This is a genomic window from Massilia sp. LXY-5 (assembly GCF_059801075.1).
This window is the reverse complement of record NZ_JBNNEH010000005.1, coordinates 334,220-360,659: the sequence shown is the minus strand read 5'-3', so window position 1 is coordinate 360,659 and position 26,440 is coordinate 334,220. Positions and strand designations below refer to the sequence as shown.

The following is a 26,440-nucleotide window of genomic DNA, read 5'->3' as shown; positions in this document are numbered from 1 at the left end:
ACCGATTGTCCAATACCCGCCTGGAGGCTTCCTTTGATCCCGACCATTACCGCATTCGAAACCTCGCCGGACCGCGGCAGGGGGCTTGCGCGCGACATGGGCGTGCGCTGGGCGCTCGAGGAAGTCGGGCAGGCTTACGAGGTGCGGCTCGTTTCATTCCAGGCGATGAAGGAAGCCGCGCACCGGGCACGCAATCCGTTCGGACAGATCCCGACCTATGAAGAAGGCGAGCTCGTGCTGTTCGAGTCCGGGGCCATCGTTTTCCACATCGCAGAGCAGCATCCGGGGCTGCTGCCGCCCGATCCCCATGCGCGGGCGCGGGCGATCACCTGGATGTTCGCGGCCCTGAACACGGTCGAGCCGCCGATCGTCGACCGCCAGGTGACCATTTTCGTGGACGGCAAGGAAAGCTGGGGCAAGCAGCGCCTGGCCGCGGTCGAAGAGCGGATCCGCAAGCGCCTGGCCGAGCTGTCGACGCACCTGGGCCAGGACGACTGGCTCGACGCTGAATTCAGTGCGGGCGATCTGATGATGGTGACCGTGCTGCGCCGGCTGGGAACGTCGGGCTTGATGGAGGAGTATCCGAACCTGGCGGCCTATGTCGCGCGCGGCGAGGCGCGGCCGGCGTTCGGGCGGGCGTTCGCGGCGCAGCTGGCGGTGTTCGAGACGCACGCGGCCGGCTGAGAAGAGTCCGTGCGATGGAAATGCCGGGCACCTGGCAGCGGAAAGTTTGCAGCGTGGCCCGCATCGGATACCAGGGATTCCCGGGGCTGGCGGAACGAAACCTTACCAGTCCGACGAACAATCCAGCACTTCGCATAATCTATATTATGTCAAATCCGCCATCCGTATCGATACCGGATCTCCGCCAAGGCAGTGCCCCACCAGCAAGGTCAAGCCTGGACGGTAGCGGTTGAAAGGATGTCGGCCGGCGCCATCAGGTGCCCGCCCGTCCCTTCGTCGACCTCGTTCGCGTGTCATCGCCTACGCTGCCGATCCGCGCAAACTGCGCAGCCTTCCAGGCTGACGCCTGCCGTGCCTGGAAGCGCCGCACCGTCCCGTGTCCGCGCCAGGCCTTCGGGCGCTGCGTCCGCTCCGCCTGTTCGAACAGCGAAGCGGCCGACGCGGCGAACCGATGCACTCGTATCGTGGGTCGCCTCAGCCCGTGCCGACGACCAGCGCCGCAGCCACGGCACGGACAAGGAGGCACGCCCGCGTCGGCCAATCGCGGCAGTCGCCGAATACCCGGTCGCTGTAGCGGTCGCGGACGTCGGCGATCTCGCCACGGCTGGCTGTCGATGGTTTCTCAGCATCCTGGCAGTGCCGGGAGTTCGGGATCGGCCCGGCGAAGGCGCCCGGAAGGAAATTCAACACCGGGTCGTAAGGCGCGTCCTCGCCGGGCCGCCGTACCTTGACCGCTATCCAAAGTCCCTGTTCATGGCGTGATCGTGGTACGTCTCCAGGCCGGGATGGCCATCATCGCAGGTTCCAGATGCCGCCGGTCCGGGCCCTGGGCGATCGACATCGCAGCCCTGGAAGATCGCGAAATCGCGCCGGCCACCTGCACAACACTTTTCCATCATACTCATCATTGAACCGTGCCGTTGCAGAGGCAGAGAGCATGAACAGGGCGCTTCCCTGCGGCAGGCTCCCTACCGGCCAAAACTGAACTCGACATTACAGTAAATAATGTCGAGTTAGACGCAGAAGCATGCGCGTTCGCGCTCGATCGCCGAATCCACCGATCCGCCCGCCTCGCTTGATGACGCACGACGCAATGAAGGTAATCGAGACGCGAACGGGTCGCTGAACATGAAGGACCAGGCTCCCGCGCCCATCCCGCGCGCTTCGCCGTCCCCATCAGCGTGTGCGTTCATCGCTAAGGGACAGCGCCCCGGCCGGAATCCCCAGTACCCGCACGATCGCCGCCGGTGTCGCCGCCCCCTTGATGGCCGCCAGCCCGTGTTCACCACCCGCGAGCGGCGGCAGGCGCAGCGCACCCAGCTCGCGCCCTTCCCTCAGTACCAGCACCCGGAAGCCGTCGGCGCCCTCCACCACTGCCGCCGACGCCCCTGCCCTCGCCCGTAAAGCTTGCGCCGCAACGCCGAAGCCGAGCCGTCGCGCGAGCGCCGTGGGGCCTCCCGGCGCAGGTCCGGCCGCGCGCCCTTCTTTCCATTCGACGGCCTGGCGCCGCTCGGGATCGAACCAGAGCGCGTAGACCGCCCGGCCCGGCGTCCGCTGCGACAGGAGTGCCGCGAAATGGCCGTCCGCGCCTTCAGTCCCGGGAGAGCGCGAGCCGAGCGCGCTGTGGCCGGCATCGCCGGCGACGGCGTCCCAGGCGGCGGGGCGACAGGGCCGCGAACAGCGGGAAGCGGTACAAGGGCCACGCGTGCAGGGCAAAATGGGCGTCGGCCGCGGCGCGCAAGCGGCAGCGAACGAGGTGAACCGTCTTGCCCCGGCTGCGGCGCCCTCACTTCGCGCGGCGCTTCACCGCATAGCCGTACTGCACCGGCCAGGCCGGTTCTTCCTCGAACGCATGCTGGGCTTTCAGGGCCCAGTAGGGCTCGCGCAGCAGTTCGCGACCGACCAGCACCAGGTCGGCGTCGCCGCCAGTAATGATTTCGTCGGCCTCCTTCGCATCCGTGATCAGTCCCACCGTCCCGGTCGGGAGCCCGGCGTCGTCGCGGATCCGGCGGCTGCAGGGAACCTGGTAGCGCTTGGCCACGGGAATCCGCGCCGTCGGCAGGTTGCCGCCGGTCGAGACGTCGACCAGGTCCACGCCCAGGTCCTTCAGGCGGCGCGACAGTTCCACCGACTGGTCGATATCCCAGCCGCCTGCCGCCCAGTCGGTGGCGGAAATGCGGACGAACAGCGGCAGGTCGGCGGGAACCACGGCCCGGACCCGCTCGGTCACGCGCAGTGCGAAGCGCATCCGGTTGTCCAGGCTGCCGCCATACGCGTCAGTGCGCCCGTTACTGTGGGGCGACAGGAACTGGTGCAGCAGGTAGCCGTGCGCGGCGTGGATTTCCAGCACCTTGAAGCCGGCCGCGAGGGCGCGCCGCGCGGCCGCCTCGAACGCGTCGACGACGCCCTCGATGCCCTGTTCGTCGAGCGGGACCGGCGTTGGATCGCCTGGATGAAAAGGGATGGCACTGGGCGCCACGACCGGCCAGCCGCCCTCGCCGGCCGTCTTCAGGGCGGCGCCGCCCGCCCAGGGCGCAGCTGTGCTGGCCTTCCGTCCGGCGTGCGCGAGCTGGATCCCGGCGACCGCCCCCTGGCTGTCGACGAAACGGGCGATGCGTGCCAGCGGCTCGATGTGCTCGTCGGCCCAGATACCCAGGTCGCCCGGGGTGATGCGCCCGTCCCGGGTGACCCCGGTGGCCTCGACGATCACGAGCCCGGTGCCGCCGACCGCGCGGCTGCCCAGGTGCACGAGGTGCCAGTCGTTGGCCATGCCTTCCTCGGCCGAATACTGGCACATGGGCGCCATCGCGATGCGGTTACGGAGGGTCAGGCTACGCAGGGTGAGCGGGCTGAGCAGGTCAACCTCCGGCACTTCCTGGTCGTGCGCGGCGTCCGCCATGGCGCCATGTGGGGATGCAGGGGCGGCCAGCCCCGAGGCTTGGGCAATATCCGAGTTCATGGCTCATCTCCGGTTGCAAATGGGAATCCGGTTAGACAGCGATCGGCCGCATTGGGTCCGCACCTGCCGCAGAGTAAGGTCTTTTCCCAGCCCTTGCCTACCTGGGCTTCTTCCCGCCCTTGTGCGCCGCCGAAGCGATAATCTCGTCGTGCCGCTGCTGGTCGGTCTTGTGCAGGTAACCCGCCGTGGTCGAGATGTTCGCGTGCCCTGCCGTGTCCTGCAGTGTCTTCAATTGTACGCCGTTGTTGGCATGGTTGGTCAGCATGCTGTGGCGCAGCCAGTGCGCGGAGGCATGCCGCAGGCTGGAGGCGCTGTCGCCGTCCCCGGCGCGCTCGGCCGCCAGGGCGGCCTCGGCGAAGATTCCCTTGATCGCTTCGGACGCCGCCTCGTCGGTGAGCCGGGCCACGGTCCGGCTGCGGCTCGACAGCACGAGCGGCGTGCGGTCGGCCCGCGCCGAATGAGCCGGCAGGCCGAAGGCTGCGCGGTAGCGTTGGTAAGCGTCGAGCATGTCGTCCGGCACCGGCAGGCGGCGCGGCTTGTTGCCCTTGCCGAGCACGTCCAGCCACCAGCGGCCGTCTTCCGAATAGATCGCCCCCATCCCGGCGCCGACGATTTCGTTCAGGCGCGCCCCGGTATGCGCAAACGCGATCAGCAGGAAACGGTCGCGCTCGCGCCGGCGCAGCGCGGCGGCCGAATCCGGCACCCGGCACGAGACCGTGTCGACGGCCAGCGCGATGGCCTCCGGCGTCAGGTAGCGCGTGATGCGGCTGGCGTTTGGGGTGCGCACATTGCGCACCAGGGCGGCCGGGTTGCGCCGCAGGTAACCGGTCTGCTCGGCGAACGCAAGCAGGCCTTTCACCGCGATCATCGCCTGGCGCCGGCTGGGGTCGGACAAGGGCCCGGTGAAGGGACGGTAGCGCGGATCGCTGCGCGGCCATTTCGTCTTCGAGATCCAGTCGGGCGGAGGATTGCGCAGGAATTCCTTGTAGGCGTTCAGGTCGGCGACGTTCAGCTGGGACAGGGTCTTCTTCGCTTCCTCGCGGCACCAGGTCAGGAAGCGGAACAATTCCTTCTGGCTGTTGGCGATCGATTTCGGGCTGAGTTCCCCGTTGCCGATGAATTCACGGGCGATCTCGGCATCGGTCTGCGCCTCGGTGATGGGGTCGTCGGCGACGCGGAACATCTTGACGTCGAGCCGGCCGCTGGCTGCGTCAGGCTGGCCCGGGAGGCGTGGCGCGAGATCGATGGGGGCAAACTTGCTCATGGTGTTTCCGCTTCAGTTTCCATTTTATACTGTGTTTTTATACAGTATAGCATGCGGACCAGGCAGTCCCCAGCCGCACGGAGCGTGCTAACCTGTCCATATCAAATCCATGGAAAACAACCGATATGCCCACACTCCAGCTGACACCAGAAGACGCCCTCCTCGTGATCGACATGCAGGTCGATTTCCTTCCTGGCGGCAAACTAGGCGTACCGGACGGACACGCAGTTCTGGGTCCGATCAACCGGCTGCTGGGCCTGTTCGACAGCCGCGGCTTGCCGATCTACGCCTCGCGCGACTGGCATCCCGAGAACCATTGTTCGTTCGCGGCACGCGGCGGTCCCTGGCCGCCGCATTGCGTGGCGGGAACGCCCGGCGCGGCCTTTTCCGGGGAGCTCGCTTTGCCGGACGGCGCGGTCGTCGTGTCGAAGGCGGACACGGAAGACGCCGATGCCTACTCGGCCTTCAACGGCACGACGCTGGCGGCGCAACTGCGCGCGCGCGGCGTGCGCCGGGTCGTGGTCTGTGGGCTGGCAACCGATTACTGCGTACTGAACACCGTGGTCGATGCCCGCGAGAACGGCTTCGAGGTCGTGATCGTGCCGGAGGCCATGCGCGCCGTCGACGTGGCGCCGGGCGACGGCGAACGGGCGATCGCGCGCATGACGGGGCTCGGTGCGCGGCTGGCAAGCGTGGAAGTGTTCGCGAACGCCTGAGCCGCGCGGACATAAAAAAACCTGGCCGGAGCCAGGTTTTTTTATGTCCGTACACGCCCGGCCGCAGCCGGGCGGACAGGTTTTACTTGCCGTTCAGCTTGGAGCGCGAGCGCGCGTAGCCGAAGTAGACCACCAGGCCGATCACCAGCCAGATGACGAAGGCCACCCAGGTGTGCCAGCTGAGGAAGGACATCAGCGCCACGCAGAAGATGATGGCCAGGGCCGGGACCACCGGCACGCCCGGGCAACGGAAGGCGCGGTGCAGGTCGGGACGCTTCTTGCGCAGGATGATCACGGCCAGCGACACCAGCGAGAAGGCGGCCAGGGTACCGATGTTGACCAGTTCGGCCAGCACGTCGAGCGGCACGACAGCGGCGATCAGGCCGAAGATGATGCCGACCATCCAGGTCGCGAAATACGGGGTGCCGTATTTCGGGTGCACCGTCGACAGCTTGGCCGGCAGCAGGCCATCGCGCGACATGGCGTACAGGATGCGGGTCTGGCCATAGGCCATCACCAGCATCACGGTGCTCATGCCGAGGATCGCGGCGAGGTCGACGAAGCCGGCGACCCAGTCCTGTCCGGCGTATTTCAGGGCCAGCGAGACCGGGTGGTCGACGCCCTTGAACTGCATGAACGGGACGATGCCGGTCATGATGGCGGAGACGATCACGTACAGGACGGTGCAGATGCCCAGCGAACCGATGATGCCGATCGGCAGGTCCTTGGCTGGATTCTTGACTTCCTCGGCAGCCGAGGTCACGGCGTCGAAGCCGATAAAGGCGAAGAACACCAGTGCCGCGGCGCTCATCACGCTACCGGCGCCGAAGGGCATGAAGGGCTGCCAGTTGCCCGGCTTCACATAGCTGGCGCCGACAAAGATGAACAGCAGGACGACGCCGGTCTTGATCAGCACCATGACGTTGTTTACCCGGGCCGATTCGCGCACGCCGAGCGACAGCATCCAGGTCAGCACCATCATGATCAGGAAGGCCGGCAGGTTGAACAGGGTATCGACCCCGGGCTTGGCGCCCGGGGCTGCACGGAAGGCTTCCGGCAGCATGAAGCCGAAGCCCTCGAGCAGCGACTGGAAATAGCCGGACCAGCCGACGGCAACCGTCGAGGTCGCCAGGCCGTATTCGAGCAGCAGGTCCCAGCCGATCATCCAGGCGACGATTTCGCCGAGGGTGACATAGGAATAGGTGTAGATCGAGCCGGCCACCGGCACGCTCGAGGCGAATTCGGCATAGCACAGGGCGGCAAAGCCGCAGGCAATCGCCGCGATGACGAAGGAAAGGGTCAGCGCCGGGCCGGCCGTGACCGCGCCGGTACCCGTCAGCACGAAGATACCCGTGCCGACGATCGCCCCGATACCCATGAGGATCAGGTCCATCGGCCCGAGGACCTTCTTCAGCCCGCCAGGCGTGCGGGCGTCCGCGACCATGGTATCGAGATTCTTGGTTCTAAAAAGACTCACTACGTGTTCTCCTGTTATGCATTATGTCTCCTCCGAAAAGATGCCGGATCATTCCGGTCGGCTTTTCCGCTTTCCTGCAGCCAGCTGTTTTTCGCCGGTTTATCGTTTACATGAGTCAGGTAAATACGGCGCTACCATAAAAAAGCGCCTGCGATACCGCCAGGCGCCGATCGACCCACCCCATCCACAGCCGTCCGAATCGCGGACGGCCGGAAAAAGCAATAACAATAAGCCAGCACATCCGCATTATTGCTCCGGCAACCCCGGTTGAGCAAGCGCTGGCCGTACCGCGCCGCGTCATTTCCGCTTTTTCGGGCGGGGCGCAGGAATCGCTTGCGTGTGCGTGGGAAATGTGGCGGACCGGCGCCGCCGCCGCAGGCGGGCATAGAGTACGAGATTAATGGCCAGCACGACGCCGGCCAGCACGCATTGCGTCGCCCGCGTCAGCGCCTGCGGATACAGCAGCGAAACAATATAGTGCTCGACGAAGCCGTCCGCATAGCCGGCCAGGCCGGCGCGCAGGCGCAGCAGGTTTTCCAGCCCCGTCAAAGGACAGCCGCGTCCGCTCAGCTCGACGAAGACGCCCCAGCCGGCCGCCGGCAGGTGCAGCCAGGCCAGGCGCGGCCGGCGCAGCACCAGGCAGGCCCCGAACACGACGAACAGGACGAAGGCAAGATGGATCATCAGGACCAGCACGGCTGCGGCGGCGTAGAGCATGGCTGGACCTGTTCCCGCAGCTGGGTCAGGGCGTGGCGCCCGCGCCCGTCGCCGCTTCGGTTCCGGCGCGGATCCGCTCGCGCGCGAACTCCGCCAGCGCGCCGATCGCGTTGGCCGCCGAGCGCAGGTAAAACGCCTGCAGGTGATATACGTGCCAGCGCCCACGATGGAGCTCGAAGCGGCAGTCGACCCCGCAGGCGCGTGCGTGGGCGACCAGCTGCTCGGCGTCGGGAAGCAGGATTTCCTCGTCGCCGGCCTGCACCAGCATCGGCGGCAGGCCGTTCAAATCGCAGCGCAGCGGATGGTGGGCGTCGACCGCGGGCGGACAGGCGTACCAGGCGATCCCCTGCCGCGCCCAGTCGGCCCGCACCATCGGGTCGATGGCGGCATGCGGATAGCCCTCCGGCCCCGGGGGAGGCATCCGGGTCACCGGTGAAACCAGCGCCAGCGCGGCCGGCATCGGCTCGCCCCGTTCGCGCAGGCGCAGCGCCAGGGCCAGCGCCAGCGATGCGCCGGCCGAGTCGCCGGCCAGCACGATGCGCTGCGCCGGGATGCCGGACGCGCGCATCGCCTCGTAACAGGCGAGCGCATCGTCCAGTGCGGCCGGGTACGGGTGTTCTGGCGCGAGGCGGTAATCCGGCACCCAGACCGGCATGCCGGCGTCCAGCGCCAGGCGCGAGGTGATGCTGCGATGGGTGCGCGGGCTGCCCAGGCAGAAGGCGCCGCCATGCAGGAACAGCAGCGCACCCTCTTCCGACTGTTCTATTTGTCGGGGCGTGACCAGTTCGACCGGCAGCCGGCCCACCTGCATCTGGCGGTAGCCGACGCCGCCGACGCCGGGCATCAGCGGCGCCAGCAGGCCGACCACGCGGCGCTGGGCGCGCGCACTGAATGGCGGCCCGATCAGGGGCTTGAAGCAGGTGCGCAGAAAGGCGCGCTGGAATGCGGCGCTCATCCGCTCGAGGATCGGGCGCGGCGCGGCGATGGCGACGGCTTGGCCGGCCAGCGCTGAACTGAAACGATAGGCAAGCAGGCTGGCGTGACGGGTCAGGAAACGGTAGCTGAACGTAAAACCCGGCCAGTTCGCGCTGTTGCGGCCATGGCGGTCGAGGTACCAGCTGCTGCAGCCCTGCCAGACGGTGCCGGCGAGGCGCCGCTGCAGGCGTGCATTGAAGCGCCGGTGCGGCGCGGCCTCGACTTCGACCGACGCCGCATCGGCAGCGCGCATCGCTGCGCGACAACGCATGACGTGCCGCACCTGGCTCTCCAGCATGTAGATGATCGAATTATGACCGAGGTTGGTGTTCGGTCCATACAGCATGAAGAAATTCGGGAAGCCCGGTACCGTCAGGCCGAGATAGGCCTCGGCCCCGTCGCGCCAGGCATCGTTCAGCGCGCGTCCGCCACGGCCGCGGACCGAGATCGGGGCGAGGAAGTCGGTGGCGGCGAAGCCGGTTCCATAGATGAGGACGTCGAACTCGCGGTGCTCGCCGTCGCCCGTCTCGATTCCAGTGGGCGTGATGCGGCGAATCGGGTCGATCACGAGGCGGACCGTGGGCCGGGCGTACACCTGCAGGTAATCGTCGGTGATCAGGATGCGCTTGCAGCCGATCGGATAATCCGGGGTCAGGCTGGCGCGCAAGGCCGGATCGGCGATGTTGCGCGCCAGCATGCGCCCAAACGGCATGCCGACCGCCAGCCACATCAGGCTCTTGAGTCGGGTAAGGGCCAGCGCCCTGGCTTCGTATTTCGCATAGATCAGGGCGCGGTGCACGCGCATCGTCAATGGGAAACGTCGGAACAGTGCCTTTTGCCAGGCCGCATAGGGGCGGTCCCTGCGCGCCTTGAGCCAGGACGGCGAACGCTGGAACACGCTCATCTGCGCGACCTCGGCGGCGATCGCGGGAACGAACTGGGTCGCCGAGGCGCCGGTGCCGATCACGGCGACGCGCTTGCCGGCAAGCGAACAGGCATGGTTCCAGTGCGCCGAGTGAAACGCCTGGCCGCGGAAACTGCCGATGCCGGGCAGGCGCGGCAGCAGCGGACGGCTCAGCAGGCCGGTGGCGCTCACCAGCAGCCGCGCCAGCAGGCATTCCCCGCCCGCCAGCTCGACTACCCAGAGCGCGCGTGCCTCGTCGAAGCGCGCCCCGGCAACCTCGGCCCCGTGGCGGATATGGCGCGCCAGCGCAAAGCGGCGCACGCAGTCGCGCAGGTAGGCGTGGATCTCGGCTTGCCGGGCATAGGTGTGCGACCAGTTCGGATTGGGGGCGAAGGAAAACGAATACAGGTGCGAGGGAACGTCGCAGGCGGCGCCGGGATAGGTGTTGTCGCGCCAGACACCGCCGACATCGCTCCCCTTCTCCAGGATCAGGAAGTCCTCGACCCCGGCACGGCGCAGCGCCGCCCCCATGCAGATGCCGCCGAAGCCGGCACCGATGACGAGGGCTTCGAGGACGGTCTCCGGCGCTGCGCCGGCATTCAAGGGGGGCACTGCTGTCATCTGCGGTCTCCTCGGCATACGGAAAGCGATCATTCCCAACCGCAACAATACACGAGGAGATCGCCCTCGGGTTCGATTCGGTCACGCCCGCTGCTGCCCGCCATGTGGGGTGCATGGGCGCGCACTACACATGGCTTTGCGCTTCGATGAGTCACTCTCCTACAGCATCACGCTGCACGCACCGATGGCAGGGCAAGCGCCGGCGCGCATAATGAGAATATCGAAGATCGGGAGACCAATATGGCTACGCAAGCATCTAGTGGAACCAGCGGAACAAGCGGTACGACCGGCACGACCGGCACGCAGGACGCGGCGTCGACCACCCTGGGCGTGGGCGGCACCACCAGCGGCCAGGCCGGCGCCACCCCCAGCCACGAAACCATGCAGGAAACCGGCGGCAGCGGCGGCGCGCAACTGACGCAGAGCACGGGCGAGATCGACGCGCCGCCGGGCTCGAAAGCGCAAGATTCGCCGGCGGCACCGGAAACGAAGCCCGAGGCCGACGGCAGCGCCGTCCAGAGCGGCTCGCGCGGCGCGCTCGATACCCGATCGCAGCAGGCAGGCGGCACGGGCACCGGCCTGGGCAGCCCGGAGACGGGTGCGAACCAGTCGCCGGACGATCTGCCTCCGGCGCCCTGAATATCCCGCCGCCGGGCGTCCTCCTGCCCGGCAGCGGCGCTTTGCGGAATCAGGATTGCAGCCTGATCGTCCCGTGTTCTCCCGGATCGACGTCCGGCGTGCTGCCCGTGACGGCCGCCTTGGCCATCTGGAACAGGCGCACCATCTTGCTGTCGTTCGAATCCCAGTATTCGGCGGCGTGCGGCGCCACGCGCACCAGCACCACATGTTCGTCCTCGGGGCCGTGCGGGAACCAGGCCTGCACCATCGGGTTCCACAGCGCGCGGATGCGTTCGCGGTCGACCACGCGCTCGGCCGTGCCGCTGATCGAGACGTACAGGCTGTCCTCCGGCTGGGCGAAGCTGACATTGACTTCGGGCTGGAGCGCGATGTTCTGCCACAGCGGCGCATGGATCGAGGTATAGAACCACAGGCCGCCCTGCTCGTCCGTCTCCTGGTTGGTCATCGGGTGGCTGATCAGGTGGCCTTGTTCGTCCACAGTGGTGAACATCGCGAAGCGCATCGAGCGGATCTTGTCCGCCAGTGCAGCCGCCTGTGCGGAAGCATTCGTCATGGACATGGTGTTTCCTTGATGATTGAGTGAACCGACATCCTAGGCCGTGCGCGTGCAACGCTCCGTGCGGCGCCGTACGCAGTCGCGCGCACGGCTCCCCATCTGCTCAGGCCCCTGTCTCTACCCGAGCTCCCTCGCCACGTCCGGCTGGTAGCGTCCCGGGGCCAGGATGCCCGCCGGGTCGAGCGCCGCCTTGATCGCGCCCACCGTGCGCCAGTAGGTGTCGCGCGCCGGGTCGAGCCTGGCCATCGCATGGTTGCCGACGCGGTAGGGAATATAGCCGGCCTCGAACATGCGCCCGAAGACCTCGTCATGGCAGGCACGGGCGCGCGCGGTCTCGTCCGGGTCCTGCTTGTCGTAGGCGATCGTCAGGACGCCGCCCAGCGTGCGTTCGTTGATCATGCTGAAGGTGGCGAACAGGTCGAAGCCGTAGCGCTCGAAGCTGGCCTCGGCAAGCGCGTGGACCGCCAGCATGTCCTCGCCGCGCAGCGGCAGCACCGGCGAGACCCACAGCAGGCCGCAACCGTCGCGCGCCGGATCGGCCTGCGCAGGAAAGCCCGCCGGCAAGCCGTCGCGGCGGCGCCAGTAGGCACCGGCCAGGAAACGTCCGTCGGGTACGCCGCGGTTCATCGCGAACAGCGATTCGCCCAGCGCCACCTTGCCGCGCAGGCGCCGCCCCGCATTCGTATTCCCGAGCAGGCGCGCGGCCAGGGCGCCGGCACGCAGGCTGCGTTCGCTGATGAAGACGGGGCGCGCCGCGGTGCCCCGCAGGGCCCGGCGCAGGGCCGCGCGCGCCGCCGCCACTTGGGCCCGGGTGCCGTAGAGCGCGCCGGACACGCTCCAGGCCCCGACGCCGCCCTGCTCGCGCATGGCGCTGCGCAGCGCCTGCGGCAGGCGCGCGCCCTCGCTGACGCGGGCGCGCGGGAACACGCCGGCTCCGGACAACACCCGCATGTCGTTGCCGATGTGCAGGATGCTGCGCAGCGTCCCGTCCAGCCGCAAGGGACGCAGGGCGTCGACCACCGGCCCGATATCGGCGTGCGCAGGCACGCTGCACAGGAAGTGGTTCACGCATTCCGCCTGCGGCATCAGCCAGATGCCGAGCCGGGTCACGATGCCCATGTTCGACTGGGTGAACAGGCCATCCAGGAAAGGCCCGACGCCATACGGGAACAGGTGGGTGGTGCGCGACTGCGCGTAATGCCCGAAACCGGTCTCGAGCAGCTCGCCGCCGGGCAGGACCACCTGCATCCCGGCCACGTGCTGCAAGCGGTTGCCGTAGGGAGAGTGGCCGAAGCCGCGCTCCATGATGTTGCCGATGTAGCTGGTGTCGGGCCCGGCGCCGGTGCAGTCGGCCCACAGCCGGTAGCCGCGCTGGCGCAGGTAGTCCGACAGCTGGCGCTGGGTCACGCCGGGCTCGATCACCGCATACGCGAGTTCCGGGTCGACGTGGATGATGCGGTTCATGCGCGACAGGTCGAGGATCACCTGGCCGGCGCCGACCGCGCAGGCGTCGCCATAGCCCCAGTTCTTGCCGGTGCTGATCGGGTAGACGGCGATGCGGGCGCCGGCGGCGATCCTGACCAGTTGCGCCACCTCGCCCGCATCGCCCGGACGCACCAGGGCCAGCGGACGCACCGGCCGCGCCGCCGTGCTGCGCGCATAGCGTTCGCGCGTGTCCTCGTTGACCAGGACATGGGCGGCACCGACCACGTCGGCCATGGCGGCCAGGGCGGCTTCCAGATGGGCGCTCTGCGGCAAATCCTTGAGTTGGCTCATGCCCATTCTCCTCCATGGCACAGCGCGGCGAGCCGGGCACTGATTGCGGGCTCGTCGCAGGCCGGGAAGAAATACGGATAGAAGGAGCGTTCGCCGGCCTGCTGCTGGACGCTGCCGCCCCATTTGCGGATGCTCGCGCCCATCTGGTCGAGCGGCAGGCGCAGCAGCACCGCCGGTGCGCCGACCCGGCTGCACGGCCGCTCACCGCCGAAATCGGCGAAGCCGAGCATGCGCCGGTAGAAGGCCACGTGGCGTGGATTGACCTCGATCACGTAGTCGGTAAAGCCATGCAGCTCGCGCGCATACAGCCAGGAGATGTGGATCAGGGCGGCGAACACGCGCTTGGACATGCCGGCATCGATCGCCAGGCGCGACGGTTCGCACAGCCGCCTCCCCTGGCGCCGCAGGATGTCGAGCCGGTCGCGGAAATTCTCGTCGGCCGGCAGCGCATTGCCCTTGTCCAGCCACAGGCTCATCGTCCCGACCAGCTCGCCCCCGGTTTCCGCATACAGAGTCACCTTGTCGGCGGCGCTGCGCTCGCCCGCTTCGAAGGCATAGCCGCGCCAGGCGTACATGCGGCGCACCAGGTCGCCGCTGTCGGCGTGGCGGCCTGCGGACAGGGCGACGCGGACGTTGAACAGCTGGGGCTCGGGCTGCGGGCGCGGCGCGTCCTGGCCACCCTGCGCCGCGCGCCCGACGGCGTGTCCCTGCGCCGCCGGCGCCTGGAACGATGCGATGGGCAATTCTTCTACCAACATGCTGGTCTCCTGAAAAAGCGTCCCGCCGGCATTGGCGAAAACGTCACGACTGCCATTCAGACAAGGTCATCAGTAAGCTGGTTCCCCACATTTCCGCAGCTTCTTTGCTGTCTGGATATGGATCAAGCTGATGAGAAACTTGTCACAAGCACCAGACGGAATTGCCGGCCCCATGCGGAAGTTTCGGTTCAGCACATGGGCGCTTTGACGGGTATCAACGGTAAAAAGGGTTACGCGGTGCGCGCCGCGCGCAGCCATATAATCGAACAACCTGCCGCTGCGCGCCGGCTGGCTTTCTCCGGAGACCGTCCCATGTCCCTCCCCCGCCGTTCCCGGCCAGCCCGGCCATGCCAGTTGCCGCCCACCGAGTCCTGCGCCGACCTTCGACGCCCCGCTTTACGTCCATGAGCGCCGTCCACCTTCCCGCACGCCGCCAGGCCGGCGCCGTCAGCCATGGGTAACCGTCCCGTCGCCGCGATGAGCCCGGCCTTTGCGCCGCCGCGCCTCGTCGCCCACGTCGTCAACCGGCTCGACTGCGGCGGAGCCGGCAATGGCCTGCTCGACCTGATCGCGCACATGCCCGGCGAACGCTACCGCCACGCGGTGCTCTGCATGCGCGACCACGGCATGTTCCATGCCGACCTGCGCGAGCACGGGGTGGAGGTCATCGACCTGAACAAGCGCGAGGGCGCCGATCTCGGCCATTTTCTGCGCATGGTGCGCGCGCTGCGCGCGCTGCGGCCCGATCTGGTGCATACGCGTAACTTCGGCGGCCTCGAGGGCCAGCTGGCGGCGGCGCTGGCCGGCGTGCGCCTGCGGGTGCATGGGGAATATGGACGCGAATTCGGACGCGAATCCGGACATGCTCCGGCCGAACCCGGCCGGGCGCGCCCGCCCAGCCTGCTGCGCCGGGCGCTGCGCCCCCTGGTCGGCCATTACATCGCCGCCAGTGCCGAGCAGGAGCGCTGGCTGATCGAACAGGTCGGAGCCGAACCCTCGCGGGTGTCGCATATCTCGAACGGCGTCGACAGCCTGGAGTTCCACCCGCGCCTGGGGCCGCACGCGGCGGTCGGGCCGGACGGCTTCATGCACGACGATGCCTTCGTCATCGGCAGCGTCGGCCGCATGGACGACGCCAAGAACGACACGACCCTGGTCGAAGCCTTCCTGCGCCTGATCTCGTCGCCGCATGCCTCGCACGGGCGGCTGCGCCTGATGATCGTCGGCGACGGTCCGATGCGCGCCGAATGCCAGGCGATGCTCGACCGCGCCGGGGCGGGCCACCGCGCCTGGCTGCCGGGCGAGCGGCCCGACACCGCCCAGCTGATGCGGGCGATGGACCTGATGGTATTGCCGGCGCTGGCCGAAGGCAGCGGCAACGTGCTGCTGGAGGCGATGGCGACCGGGCTGCCGGTCGTTGCCACCTCGGTCGGCGTGCACAAGGAACTGGTCCAGCCCGGCCTGACCGGCATCCTGGTACCGCCGATGTCGCCGGACGTGATGGCGGCAGCGATCGCGGACTATTGCCGCATCCCCGAGATGGGCGCGCGCCATGGCGCGCGGGCCAGGGGCCAGGTGATTGCCCACCACAGCCTGCCGGCGATGGCGCGCAGCTACCTGGCCGTGTACGACGCGCTGGCGGCAAGCTGAATCAGGGACGGCGCAATGTCTGCCCGAGGGCGGCGCCTGGTGAAGCCGCCCGCGTTCAGGCCTGCACGAGCGCAGCCGCGCCGCGATCCGTCTCCAGGCCGAAGCCGTCGCGCCGGCCGCGCGCCAGCCACTGTTCCAGCATCATGAGGCGCCACGCCGTCTCGCCGTGCGCCGCCGGGTCTTCCGGCAGGCGCCGTGCGAGCAGCAGGTCGACGAATTCGCGGCGCAGGATGCGGCGCCGGGCCAGGCCGGACAGGCTGTCATAGGCAAGCGCGCGCAGGCGGGCGTCGCCCTGCAGCCAGCGGCCAAAGGGCAGCACCGGTGCCCGCTGCGCGGCCGGCAGGCCGGCGCCGATCTCGCCCAGCGCGCGCACAAACAGGCGGCGCGCGCCCTTGCCGCTCTTGTGGTGCGGCGCCAGGCGGGCCGCCATGGCGACCACGGCGTCGTCGAGGTAAGGCAGGACCGGCTGCATCCCCGCTGCCGCGCAGGCGGCCGAGAAAGCGGGCAGGATACGGCACGGCAGCTCGCCCTGCAGTTCGAGGTCGACCGCGCGGTTGGCCGCGCTGCGGGCCTGGGCCAGCCACCAGGTTTCTTCCTGCCTCGCGGCGGGCGCGTCCGGGTCCACCAGTTCGAGGAAGGCCGGTTCGAACACGTTCGCCGCGCCCAGGGCGAGCAAGGCATTGCGCCGGCGCAGCCGCACCAGCGGCGGCTGCAGCGCCTGTTCGATGCGCGCGCGTACCCGTTCGAAGGCGCCCGGCAGCTGCGCACCGAGGCCGAACAGCAGCGGCTCGATGGCCAGCTGGCGCAATGCGCCCGGCAGGCGTTCGTAGCGGCTGGTGCGCGCCAGCGCGGCGTGGGGGCCGCAGCCGAACAGCTGGGCCGCGCCGAAGCCGCCATGCAGGCGCCCGTGGCCATCCTCGCGCGCCATCTGCGCCGCGTACAGCATGGCGACCGCGCCCGGGTCGCCGCAGGGTGCATCGCCCTGCCTGGCCAGCGCGGCCACGGCGTCGGCCACGTCGTCCGGGGCCAGCAATCGTTCGCGGTGGCGGCTGCCGATCCTGCGCGCGGCCATGCGGGCGCCCGCCAGTTGCCGCTCGCCGCCGACGCCGAAGCCGACGGCGTAGCTGTGTACCGGTTCTCCGGCGCCGCGCTGAAGCAGCGTTGCCAACAGGGTGCCGGCACAGCCGCCGCCGAGCATCAGCGCGGCGCCCGCGTCCGAGGCGCAGTCCAGGGCGCAGGTGAGCGCATCGAGCAGTTCCGTTTGCGGTGCCGGCTCGACTGCGTGTTCGGTATAGCGCATGCGCCAGTAGCGGATGCGCTCGACGCGGCCACCGTGCAGGTGCAGGCATTCGCCCGGGGCCAGGCGGCGCTGGCCGGCAAACATCGTGCGCGGCCCGTGTACCGCGTGCAGGTACAGGTAGTCGAACAGGGCCTGCGGGTCGACCGTGCGGCCCGCGCCGGGGTGGCGCGCCAGCGCTTCGCTGCTGCTCGCAAACAGCAGGCTGCGTCCCGCCATCTGGTAGAACAGCGGGCGCGTGGCGCAGCGGTCGACGGCGACCAAGGCTTCGCCGCGGCGCTCGTCGAGGAGCGCGAAGGCGAAGTGGCCGGACAGCGCCGCGCAGGCCCTCGCCCCATGCGTGCGCCACAGCTGCGCCAGCACCTCGACCCGTTCGCCCCAGTGCACGATCAGCAGTCCGTCCTGGTGGTACAGGCTGACCTCGTCGTGACCGGCCGCTAGCGCGACGGCGCCCAGGCTGTGGCCGGCGCTGCGCAGTGGCCGCGAACTGGCAAGATGCGAAGTAAAGGGCGCGGCCATGTCCTCGATCGGCAGGCCCGGGGGTTCGAGCGACACCCACCCGCACAGCCCGCTCATGACGCCACGTCCGCGAACAGCGGCGCCAGTTCGCCCGCCAGCAGCGCGCGGTCGATCTGTCCATCGCGCGCGCGCGGCAGGGGTGCGCGCCGGACGTCGACCATGGCCGGCAGCATGTGCAGCGGCAGCCGCGCGCGGCAGGCGCCGAACAGGATCGAGGAATCGAGCCGCGCGCCGGGCCGCGGCGTGGCCAGCACGGCGATGACCTGCCCCAGCACCGGATGGGCGACCCCGACCGCCGCCGCCTCGAGCACAAGCCCGGTGCCGACGACGATTTTTTCGACTTCGCGCCCGCTGATGCGGTAGCCGCCGCTGGTGATGGTGTTCTGGCGTGGATCGGCAAAGGATTCGGCAAGGTACAGGTAGCCGTCGAGATCGCGGCGCGCGCTGACGCCCGGCCAGTAGCCGCTCTCGCGCCGGGTTTCGCGTTGCGCCATGCCTGCGGCCGGCGGCAGGAAGCGGAACTGCTCGCGGTTGGCCGACGGGTCGTTCCAGTAACCTAATGGTACGAGCGCGCCGCGGCGCACCAGTTCGCCGGTCTCGCCGGGCGCGCACTCGCGGCCGTCGGCGCGCACCACGAGCCAGTCGGAATACGGGACGGCGCGCCCGATCGAGCCCGGGCGCTCGTCGAGCTGGGCCGGCATCAGGCTGGTCGAGCGGCAGGCCTCGCCGATGTCGTACAGCAGGTGGATGCGGGTGCGCGGCAGGCCGGCCCGCAGCGTCGTCAACGCGTCGGGGTCCAGGCCGCCGCCGGCGCAGGCGGCATAGCGCAGGCAGTCGGCGGCGCGGCCGAGCGTCTGTCCGGACAGGGCATTCCAGGTGGCGGGCAGCGCGACCAGCCCGGTGATCTCGCCGCCCTCGAGCAGGCGCGCCAGGGCTGCCGGATCGGGCAACGCAGCGGGCTGGATACCGCGCGGCGCGGCGCCCGGCGTATCGAGCACCACGGTAGCGCCGGCGGCGAGCGCGGCCAGCAAGGCGTTCAGCCCGTAGTCGCCATGGAAGGGCAAGGCCGCCAGCAGGCGGTCGCCGGGCTTGATCCCGAGGCAGCGCGCGGTCGACTCGGCGCCGGCGACCAGGTTGCGGTGCGAGAACGCGACGCCGCGCGGCGGCGCCGGCGTGGCAATCCGGGACGCCTTGTCCGGCGCTGTGTCCGCAGTTGCGTTCTCAGTTGTGTTGTAGATCAGGGCCGCCAGCGTCGCGCTGGCCGGTGCGGGCGAGCTGGATGGCGTCGCGGAGGCCAGGAAGCGGTCCCAGGAAAGCACCGGAACCGGGGCCGAGCGCTGCATGCTGGCGCCGTGGACGACGATGCTGCGCAGCGAGGAGCACGCTTTCAGGGCATCGCTTAGCACGTGCAGTCCGGTCGGATCGACGACCAGCAGACGCGCGCCGCAATCGCGCAGCAGGGCCGCCACCTGTGCAGGCGCCAGCGTCGGGTCGACCGGCACGAAGGCGCAGCCGGCGCTCGACGCGCCCAGCAGCGCGGCGACCGCGGGCGTGGAGGCCGGCAGGCAGACCGCGACCCGTTCGCCGGCGCCGATCCCGGCCGCTCCCAGGGCGCCGGCAAAGGCGGCGATCGCGCCGGCCAGGCCGGCGTAGCTGATGCGCTCGGCGCCGTGGCGCAAGGCGGTGGCGTGCGGCGTCCAGACGGCTGCCGCTTCCACCAGTTCATTTGCCAGCTGGGCCATTTTTTCCTCCAATCAAGCTCAACGTAAAAATGCATGATTGAGAAAAACTGCAAACAGGTCATTGATTCTCGTCAATGGAAATTGCTTGGCCTCAGCTGTGTGCGCGCAAGGTCGGCCGGCGGCACGCGTGTCTAATTGACATAAATGCATGATCGTTACGTCCTTAAACCGGCCTCGACACGCCCTGCGCGCGCCCGGCCCCAGAGTGCAGGAGATGACAGGCCATGAATGCTCCGCTGCTGACCACGCCGCGCGTGGAGCCCTTTTTCTTCGATGCCGAGCCTGGCACGCGCTTTTCCCTGTACCACGCGCCGAATCCCCACGTGGCGCCGCGCGGCTCGATCCTCTACGTCCATCCCTTCGCCGGCGAGCTCAGCCGAACGCGGCGGATGGCGGCCCTGCAGTCGCGCGCCTTTGCCGCACTCGGCTACGCGGTGCTGCAAATCGACCTGTTCGGTTGCGGCGACAGCTGCGGCGAGTTCAATGCGGGGCGCTGGCAGATCTGGCACGCCGACCTGGCCCAGGCCGCCGCCTGGCTTGCCGACCGCGGCAACGGACCGCTGACCCTGTGGGGCCTGCGCTTGGGCGGCCTGCTGGCGCTCGACGCGGCGGTGCGCCTGGCGGCATGCCGGGTGCTGCTGTGGCAGCCCTACATGAGCGGGCGCGCCTGCATCAACCAGTTCCTGCGCCTGTCCGAGCAACTCCAGGATCCCGCCCCCGGAGCGCCGCGCAGCACGGCGGCGTTGCGCGCGCAGCTCGCCGTGCACGGCGCGATCGAGGTCGGCGGCTTCGAAGTGGCGGTGCCGCTGGTCAAAGCCATCGATGCCTGCGACGCCGCCCACGTGGTGCTGCCGCCCTGCCCCGTGCACTGGTTCGCCTACGGCGGTCCGGCGCCCTCGAAACTGGCGGCCAGTGCCGCCCGCCTCGGCGAACGCTGGCGCGCGGCCGGCGCGACCCTGCATTTCCATCCGCTCGAGGGTTCGCCGCTCTGGAGCGGCGCGGGCGAACTCGATTGCCCGTCCCTGCGCGCGGCGACCTGCGACCTGTTTACAGGAGATCCGGCATGAAACTCGAACAGCGTGCGCTGCGCTTTCACTGCGCCGGCAATGCCCTGATCGGCATCGTCGACGTCCCCGAACGGCCGCTGGTGCGCGGCATGCTGATCCTGGCCGACAGCAGCCAGTACCGCGCCGGCAGCCATCGCCAGTTCACCCTGCTCTCGCGCCTGCTGGCGGCGCGCGGCGTGGCCGTGATGCGTTTCGACCGCGCCGGCGCCGGCGACAGCGAGGGGCAGGCGATCGGCCAGGGCGTCGAGGACGTCGGCGCAGCCATGAAAGAATTCTTCTTCCATGTCCCCGAAATGAAGGAATGCGTGATCCTGGCGCCGGGCGACGCGGCTGCTGCCGCCGCGCTGTATGCCGCCGGCGACACGCGCATCGCCGGCCTGGCCTTGCTCGACCCTGTGCTCGACCCCTTGCTGCCGCAGCGGGGCGGCGGCACCGGTCGCGCGCCGGAAAACACGCCGGTCCTGCGCTACGGGCCGCGCTCGGCCGCCGACCGCCTGTTCCGGCGTGCCGCTGCCTTTCGCCAGGCAGCCAGCCGCGCCGTCGGGCGCGGGCCCGGAGGCGAAGCGCCCGGGCAGAAGCTGGCGCCGGCGCTCGCCCAGGCCCTGGCCGGCTTCGGCGGGCGCGTACTGCTGGTCTGCGGCGGCGCCCAGGCTCCCGGCAGCGACGCCACCCGCGCGCTCGTGGGCCAGTACCCGCGCAGCCGCCGGGTCGAGATCGCGCATGCCGGCGCCGACAGCCGGCGCAGCGCCTGGCGCGATGCCGTCGCCTTTGCCTGCGCCAGCTGGCTGGGTTCCTGGTAGGCTGGTGGCCTCCCCGGGCACGGGGGGAACGCATCCACGGCAAATCGACTATAGTAATGCTCTTGTACAAACATTAAACGTGCCATGAAATTTGACGTCGCAATTGTCGGCAGCGGTTTGGCCGGCCTGTCGGTGGCCCTGCACCTCGCGCAAACGCGCAAGGTTGCCATCATCTCGAAACGGGCGCTGCTCGACGGCGCCAGCAACTGGGCCCAGGGCGGCATCGCCGCCGTCCTCGATTCCGGCGACAGCCACGACCAGCACATTGCCGACACCCTGGTGGCCGGCGCCGGGCTGTGCGACGAAGGGGCCACCCGCTACATCGTCGAGCACGGCCGCGAAGCGATCGAATGGCTGATCGAGCAAGGCGTGCCGTTTACGCGCGACGCGACGGCGGAGCTGGGCTTCCACCTGACCCGCGAGGGCGGCCACAGCCAGCGCCGCATCATCCACGCCGCCGACGCCACCGGCCACGCGGTACAGGTCACGCTGGAACAGAAGGTGCGCGCCCATCCGAACATTTCGCTGTTCGAGCAGCACTGCGCGATCGACGTCATCACCTCGGACAAACTGAGCGGCAAGGGTGTGCATGGCGCGGTTCACAGCGGAACTCCCCACCTGGTCGGCCAGCCGCGCTGCCACGGCCTCTACGTGCAGGACGAACAGAGCGGCAAGGTCCTGACCTTCGAGGCCGAGCACACGGTGCTGGCCACCGGCGGCGCCGGCAAGGTCTACCTGTACACGACCAATCCCGACACCGCCACCGGCGACGGCATCGCGATGGCCTGGCGCGCCGGCTGCCGCGTGTCGAACATGGAATTCATCCAGTTCCACCCGACCTGCCTGTACCACCCGTATGCCAAATCCTTCCTGATCACGGAAGCGATCCGCGGCGAAGGCGGCCTGTTGAAACTGCCGCCGGAAGCCGGCGTCGCGGCCGGCACGCGCTTCATGCCGGCCCACGACGAACGCGGCGAACTGGCCCCGCGCGACGTGGTGGCGCGTGCCATCGACTTCGAGATGAAGAAGCGCGGCCTCGATTACGTCCACCTCGACATCAGCCACCAGAGCCCGGAGTTCCTGAAGGAGCACTTCCCGACCATCTACGCGCGCTGTCTGGAACTGGGCATCGACATCACCAAAGAACCGATCCCGGTCGTGCCGGCGGTGCACTTCACCTGCGGCGGCGTGGTCACCGACCTGGCCGGGCGCACCGACATCCCCGGCCTGTACGCGGTCGGCGAAACGGCCTGCACCGGCCTGCACGGCGCGAACCGCCTGGCCAGCAATTCGCTGCTCGAATGCGTGGTCGTCGGCCGCGCCTGCGCCAGCCAGATCGCAGCCGCGCCGCGGGCCGAGAATCCGGTGCTGCCGCCCTGGGACGAAAGCCGCGTCACCAACGCCGACGAGGAAGTCGTCATCGCCCATAACTGGGACGAGCTGCGCCGCTTCATGTGGAATTACGTCGGCATCGTGCGCACCACCAAGCGCCTCGAACGCGCCCAGCACCGGATCAAGCTGCTGAAGGAAGAGATCGACGAGTACTACCGCAATTTCCGCATCACGCACGACCTGCTGGAGCTGCGCAACCTGGTCGACGTGGCCTCGCTGATCGTCAACAGCGCGCTCTCGCGCCACGAAAGCCGTGGCCTGCATTATTCGCGCGACTATCCGGACACGCTGCCGAAGGCGCTGCCGAGCGTCCTGACGCCCGAGCGGCGCTAAGCTCACGTTCCGCCTTGAACCGCAAACTGACCCTCCCCACGGCGCTGCTGCTGACGGTGCCGCCCCTGCTTTGGGCCGGCAACGCCATCGTCGGCCGCATGGTGCGCGACGCCGTGCCCCCGATGACGCTCAACCTGCTGCGCTGGAGCATCGCCCTGGTAGTGCTGCTGCCGCTCGGGCGCGCGATGTTCGCTCCCGGCAGCGGCGTGCTGTCCAACTGGCGCCGCTACAGCATGCTCGGCCTGCTCGGCATCGGCCTCTACAACTCGCTGCAATACCTGGCCCTGCAAAGCTCGACCCCGATCAACGTCACCCTGGTGGCCTCCGGCATGCCGGTCTGGATGCTGCTGGTCGGGAAGCTCTTCTACAAGGCGCCGGTGAAGCCGAAGCAGGTCGCCGGCGCGCTGCTCTCGATCGCAGGCGTGCTGGTGGTGCTGTGCCGCGGCGACATCGGCCAGCTGGCGGCCCTGCGCCTGGTGCCCGGCGACCTGTACATGATCCTGGCGACGATCGCCTGGTCCTTCTACAGCTGGATGCTGATGCAGCAGCGCGATGTGCCCGGCCTGCGCGCCGACTGGGCCGCTTTCCTGCTGGCCCAGGTCGGCTATGGCGTGCTGTGGTCGGCGGCCCTGTCGGCTGCCGAATGGGCTGTCAAGGATGTCGTGATCGCGTGGAGCTGGCCGCTCGCGGCCGCCCTGCTGTACGTCGCGATCGGGCCGGCGATCCTGGCGATGCGCTGCTGGGGCGCAGGCCTGCAAAAGGCGGGGCCGACGCTCGGCTCCTTCTTCATCAACCTGACCCCGCTCTTCACGGCGCTGCTCTCGTCCGCTTTTCTGGGCGAGGCGCCGCACCTGTACCACGCGCTGGCCTTCGGGTTGATCGTCGGCGGCATCGCCGTCTCGGCAAGGTAAGCGGCGCTCACTGCATCAGGTTGGTGCTCCACCAGACGCTGGCGATCTTCCATTTGCCCTCGATATTCTTCGTCATCTGCCAGGTCTCGATCCCGTAATTCCCGACCTTGCCGTCTTCCACGAACTCGTAATCGAACATCACCCAGGCGATGTGCTTGTCCTGGGTGATGTTCAGGTTGTCGAAGCGCTCTTCGACCGGCACTTTGCTGTCGCGGATGAAGCGCGCGAAATCGCGCAAGCCGCCGGCGCGCACGGGCACGGCGTTCGGATCGACCGATTCCTGGAGCTTCCGGAGTACCTCGGGCGGCGTCGGCGACGCGAATTCGATGTCGCTGTGGAGCATCAGCGAGGCCAGCTGGTAGGTGTTCTTCGTCTTCAGCGCGGACTGGAACTCGGCCACCACCTGCCGGATCTCGCGCTCGTCTTCCACCGTGGCCGTGTGGCGCCCGACGTGGGCGGGCGCCACGGCCGCATCGGCCGCATCTGCTGAGGTGACGATCATCGCAAACGCGCTCAATATGGCCAGAATCAGGTATCGCATGGGTTTTCCTTTCAGGATGTCGGAGCGGCCAGCGTAGGCCGGCGCCCGCCTGCCCGCAATCGCGCTGTGATGAACACCCGGAATCGTGTGTCGGCTGAACCTGCAAGGGTGCTACGATCCCAGCAGAACGGGAGAAAGCATTACGATGGCAGAAGGATTCGACGAGCATGAGCACGAGCACGCCACGCAACTGGCGGACTTCCTGGCGCGCCATCCGAACACGCTGGTCCTGACCGGCGCGGGCATGTCGACCGCCTCCGGCATTCCGGGCTACCGCGACCGCGAGGGCGTCAGGCGCGGCAACCTGCCGACCCAGGGCCCAGAGTTCCGCCGCTCGCAGGCCGCGCAGCGGCGTTACTGGGCGCGCAGCATGGTCGGCTGGCCGGTGCTGGCCGGCGCCCGTCCGAACGCCGGTCACCGGGCGCTGGCCGCGCTCGAACAGGGCGGCCACCTGCGCGCGCTGCTGACCCAGAATGTCGACGGCCTGCATACCCAGGCCGGCAGCCGCGCCGTGATTGAACTCCACGGGAACATCCACCTCACCGTCTGCCTGGACTGCGGGGAGCGCAGCTCGCGCGCCTCCGTCCAGGAGCAGCTGGTGGCCGCCAACCCGCACTTCGCGAACATCGTCGCCACGCCCCTGCCGGACGGCGATGCACAGCTGGAACCGGAGGCGCTGGCTGACTTTCGCCTGCCCGCCTGTCCGCATTGCGGCGGCACGCTCATGCCGGACGTCGTCTTCTTCGGCGACAACGTCCCTGCCGCCCGTACCGCCGCCGCGGTTGCGATGATGGACGCAGCCGACGCACTGCTCGTGGTCGGGTCCTCGCTCGTGGTGTTTTCCGGCTTTCGCTTTTGCCGCCTGGCCCACGCGGCCGGCAAACCGATCGCGGCGGTGAATCTCGGCTACACCCGGGCCGACCCGCTGCTGACGCTCAAGATCGAGAAGCAGGCCGAGCACCTGCTTCCAGGCGTCGCACACCTGTTGAACCAGACCGGAGGAGACACTCCACTCCAACATTTTGCACAAGGGGAAACACAGTGACGAGTTCATTCCGCAGCATCATCTCCCGCCCATCCGGTTCGGGCCTGTCCACCGGCGCCATCGTCGCCGGCCTCGGCCTGGCAGCCGCCTTCCTGGTCGTGCGCAGCAAGACCGCCCAGGCCGAACGCGAGAACCCGCCGCGCGGCAAGTTCGTCGAAGTCGACGGCGTGCGCCTGCACTATCTCGAGCGCGGCAGCGGGCCGGCCCTGGTGCTGCTGCACGGGAACGGCGTCTTCGCCAACGACTTCGAGTACAGCGGCCTGATGGAGCAATTGAGCGCGCGCTACCGGGTGATCGCCTTCGACCGTCCCGGCTACGGCTACAGCGACCGGCCGCGCAGCACGGTCTGGACCCCGGATGCCCAGGCGCGCCTGCTGCATCACGCGCTGCAGGAGATCGGGGTCGATTCGGCGATCGTGCTCGGCCATTCCTGGGGAACGATGGTCGCGCTCGCCATGGGCCTGCAGATGCCCGACTTCGTGCGCGGCCTGGTGCTGCTGTCGGGCTACTTCTACCCTACCCTGCGCCTGGACGTGCCGGTGGTCGCGCAGCCGGCGATTCCGATCATCGGCGACCTGATGCGCTATACGGTGTCGCCCCTGATCTCGCGCATGCTGTGGCCGCTGCTCAGCAAGCGCGTGTTCTCGCCGATGAAGGTGCCGGAACGCTTCCGCCAGCTGTCGCCCTGGATGGCGCTGCGGCCGAAGCAGCTGCGCGCCAGCGGAGCGGAGGCGGCGCTGATGGTGCCGGCGGCGATGTCGCTGTCGAAACGGGTCGATCAGTTGCGCGTGCCGGTGCAGATCATCACGGGCACCCAGGACAAGATCGTCAAGCCGGCGGTCCAGTCCGAGCGGCTGCACGAGGCGCTGCAGGACGAGGGGCATTCGAGCGAGCTGCACCTGCAGCCGGGCGTGGGGCACATGGTGCATTATGCGCATCCGGAGCAGATCGTCGCCGCCGTCGATGCCATCGCGGCCCAGGTGGGAGAGCCGATCGGATTGCGCAGCCCGCGGGCGGAAGCCCTGGCGAGGGCGAGCGAGAGCGGGGTGTAAAAAAGGGCGGGGTCCTTTGAAGAGCCCGCCCTTTTTCGTGCGCTT

Annotated in this window: 23 protein-coding genes; 10 read left to right on the top strand and 13 right to left on the bottom strand. The window is 69.0% G+C overall.

The window, feature by feature from the left end:
- The first annotated feature begins 33 nt into the window (after nucleotides 1-33).
- A complete protein-coding gene (locus ACI48I_RS16680) occupies nucleotides 34-684 on the top strand; it encodes a glutathione S-transferase family protein (RefSeq protein WP_193685852.1) in 651 nt (216 codons plus the stop codon).
- Between the two features lie 474 nt (nucleotides 685-1,158).
- Here the strand turns inward: ACI48I_RS16680 and ACI48I_RS16675 are convergent, their stop codons facing one another.
- From ACI48I_RS16675 to ACI48I_RS16660, 4 genes are all read right to left on the bottom strand, one after another.
- Nucleotides 1,159-1,371: a hypothetical protein gene (locus ACI48I_RS16675; RefSeq protein WP_193685851.1), complete on the bottom strand. Its 213-nt coding sequence runs from the start codon at nucleotides 1,369-1,371 to the stop codon at nucleotides 1,159-1,161.
- Nucleotides 1,372-1,860: 489 nt separating this feature from the next.
- Complete coding sequence (locus tag ACI48I_RS16670; protein WP_498574836.1) at nucleotides 1,861-2,055, bottom strand: hypothetical protein; 195 nt, start codon at nucleotides 2,053-2,055, stop codon at nucleotides 1,861-1,863.
- Nucleotides 2,056-2,470: 415 nt separating this feature from the next.
- A complete protein-coding gene (locus tag ACI48I_RS16665) occupies nucleotides 2,471-3,583 on the bottom strand; it encodes an NADH:flavin oxidoreductase/NADH oxidase (RefSeq protein WP_498575040.1) in 1,113 nt (370 codons plus the stop codon).
- A 157-nt stretch (nucleotides 3,584-3,740) separates the two neighbouring features.
- Nucleotides 3,741-4,907 carry a tyrosine-type recombinase/integrase gene (locus ACI48I_RS16660; protein ID WP_498574835.1) on the bottom strand — a complete coding sequence of 389 codons (1,167 nt, stop codon included), beginning with the start codon at nucleotides 4,905-4,907 and terminating at the stop codon, nucleotides 3,741-3,743.
- 125 nt (nucleotides 4,908-5,032) lie between these two features.
- Between ACI48I_RS16660 and ACI48I_RS16655 the strand changes: the two genes are divergently transcribed.
- A complete protein-coding gene (locus tag ACI48I_RS16655; protein ID WP_498574834.1) occupies nucleotides 5,033-5,623 on the top strand; it encodes an isochorismatase family protein in 591 nt (196 codons plus the stop codon).
- Nucleotides 5,624-5,705: 82 nt separating this feature from the next.
- On the opposite strand, the gene bcaP is transcribed toward ACI48I_RS16655, so the two are convergent.
- The 3 genes from bcaP to ACI48I_RS16640 form a co-directional block, all read right to left on the bottom strand.
- Nucleotides 5,706-7,100 (bottom strand): branched-chain amino acid transporter BcaP, encoded by a 1,395-nt coding sequence (gene bcaP, locus ACI48I_RS16650; RefSeq protein ID WP_307727235.1) that lies wholly within the window; start codon nucleotides 7,098-7,100, stop codon nucleotides 5,706-5,708.
- Between the two features lie 297 nt (nucleotides 7,101-7,397).
- On the bottom strand, nucleotides 7,398-7,817 hold the full coding sequence (locus ACI48I_RS16645) for a DUF2784 domain-containing protein (protein WP_498574833.1): 420 nt from the start codon (nucleotides 7,815-7,817) through the stop codon (nucleotides 7,398-7,400).
- Nucleotides 7,818-7,842: 25 nt separating this feature from the next.
- Nucleotides 7,843-10,317 (bottom strand): flavin-containing monooxygenase, encoded by a 2,475-nt coding sequence (locus ACI48I_RS16640; protein WP_498574832.1) that lies wholly within the window; start codon nucleotides 10,315-10,317, stop codon nucleotides 7,843-7,845.
- A 240-nt stretch (nucleotides 10,318-10,557) separates the two neighbouring features.
- On the opposite strand from ACI48I_RS16640, the gene ACI48I_RS16635 reads away from it, so the two are divergent.
- Nucleotides 10,558-10,956 carry a hypothetical protein gene (locus ACI48I_RS16635; protein WP_498574831.1) on the top strand — a complete coding sequence of 133 codons (399 nt, stop codon included), beginning with the start codon at nucleotides 10,558-10,560 and terminating at the stop codon, nucleotides 10,954-10,956.
- A gap of 49 nt (nucleotides 10,957-11,005) precedes the next feature.
- Here the strand turns inward: ACI48I_RS16635 and ACI48I_RS16630 are convergent, their stop codons facing one another.
- From ACI48I_RS16630 to ACI48I_RS16620, 3 genes are all read right to left on the bottom strand, one after another.
- Nucleotides 11,006-11,515, bottom strand: a complete 510-nt coding sequence (locus ACI48I_RS16630; RefSeq protein WP_227496463.1) for a pyridoxamine 5'-phosphate oxidase family protein — start codon at nucleotides 11,513-11,515, stop codon at nucleotides 11,006-11,008.
- Between the two features lie 114 nt (nucleotides 11,516-11,629).
- Nucleotides 11,630-13,288 (bottom strand): FAD-binding oxidoreductase, encoded by a 1,659-nt coding sequence (locus ACI48I_RS16625; RefSeq protein ID WP_498574830.1) that lies wholly within the window; start codon nucleotides 13,286-13,288, stop codon nucleotides 11,630-11,632.
- The gene (locus ACI48I_RS16620; RefSeq protein ID WP_498574829.1) at nucleotides 13,285-14,046 is read right to left on the bottom strand and encodes an N-acyl amino acid synthase FeeM domain-containing protein; all 762 of its coding nucleotides are present in this window, start codon (nucleotides 14,044-14,046) and stop codon (nucleotides 13,285-13,287) included. The genes ACI48I_RS16625 and ACI48I_RS16620 overlap by 4 nt, the downstream gene beginning before the upstream one ends.
- Nucleotides 14,047-14,499: 453 nt before the next feature.
- Here ACI48I_RS16620 and ACI48I_RS16615 point away from each other — a divergent pair, with 453 nt between their 5' ends.
- Complete coding sequence (locus tag ACI48I_RS16615; protein WP_498574828.1) at nucleotides 14,500-15,696, top strand: glycosyltransferase; 1,197 nt, start codon at nucleotides 14,500-14,502, stop codon at nucleotides 15,694-15,696.
- A gap of 55 nt (nucleotides 15,697-15,751) precedes the next feature.
- Here the strand turns inward: ACI48I_RS16615 and ACI48I_RS16610 are convergent, their stop codons facing one another.
- Nucleotides 15,752-17,569 (bottom strand): asparagine synthase-related protein, encoded by a 1,818-nt coding sequence (locus ACI48I_RS16610; RefSeq protein WP_498574827.1) that lies wholly within the window; start codon nucleotides 17,567-17,569, stop codon nucleotides 15,752-15,754.
- Complete coding sequence (locus tag ACI48I_RS16605) at nucleotides 17,566-19,254, bottom strand: AMP-binding protein (RefSeq protein ID WP_498574826.1); 1,689 nt, start codon at nucleotides 19,252-19,254, stop codon at nucleotides 17,566-17,568. Before ACI48I_RS16605 ends, ACI48I_RS16610 begins: the two co-directional genes overlap by 4 nt.
- 224 nt (nucleotides 19,255-19,478) lie before the next feature.
- On the opposite strand from ACI48I_RS16605, the gene ACI48I_RS16600 reads away from it, so the two are divergent.
- The 4 genes from ACI48I_RS16600 to ACI48I_RS16585 all read left to right on the top strand — a co-directional run bounded on the left by ACI48I_RS16600 (nucleotide 19,479) and on the right by ACI48I_RS16585 (nucleotide 23,757).
- Nucleotides 19,479-20,321, top strand: a complete 843-nt coding sequence (locus ACI48I_RS16600) for a hydrolase 2, exosortase A system-associated (protein WP_498574825.1) — start codon at nucleotides 19,479-19,481, stop codon at nucleotides 20,319-20,321.
- Nucleotides 20,318-21,121, top strand: coding sequence for an alpha/beta hydrolase family protein (locus ACI48I_RS16595; RefSeq protein ID WP_193685838.1), 804 nt, complete (start codon nucleotides 20,318-20,320; stop codon nucleotides 21,119-21,121). Before ACI48I_RS16600 ends, ACI48I_RS16595 begins: the two co-directional genes overlap by 4 nt.
- A gap of 84 nt (nucleotides 21,122-21,205) precedes the next feature.
- Entirely contained in the window at nucleotides 21,206-22,846 is a 1,641-nt protein-coding gene (gene nadB / locus ACI48I_RS16590; protein WP_498574824.1) for an L-aspartate oxidase, read from the top strand.
- A gap of 14 nt (nucleotides 22,847-22,860) precedes the next feature.
- Complete coding sequence (locus ACI48I_RS16585) at nucleotides 22,861-23,757, top strand: DMT family transporter (protein WP_193685836.1); 897 nt, start codon at nucleotides 22,861-22,863, stop codon at nucleotides 23,755-23,757.
- Between the two features lie 7 nt (nucleotides 23,758-23,764).
- Here the strand turns inward: ACI48I_RS16585 and ACI48I_RS16580 are convergent, their stop codons facing one another.
- Entirely contained in the window at nucleotides 23,765-24,298 is a 534-nt protein-coding gene (locus ACI48I_RS16580) for a Cif family virulence factor (protein WP_498574823.1), read from the bottom strand.
- A 145-nt stretch (nucleotides 24,299-24,443) separates the two neighbouring features.
- Here ACI48I_RS16580 and ACI48I_RS16575 point away from each other — a divergent pair, with 145 nt between their 5' ends.
- Nucleotides 24,444-25,343 (top strand): NAD-dependent protein deacetylase, encoded by a 900-nt coding sequence (locus ACI48I_RS16575; RefSeq protein ID WP_193685834.1) that lies wholly within the window; start codon nucleotides 24,444-24,446, stop codon nucleotides 25,341-25,343.
- Nucleotides 25,340-26,395 (top strand): alpha/beta fold hydrolase, encoded by a 1,056-nt coding sequence (locus ACI48I_RS16570; protein WP_498574822.1) that lies wholly within the window; start codon nucleotides 25,340-25,342, stop codon nucleotides 26,393-26,395. The genes ACI48I_RS16575 and ACI48I_RS16570 overlap by 4 nt, the downstream gene beginning before the upstream one ends.
- Nucleotides 26,396-26,440 lie beyond the last annotated feature (45 nt).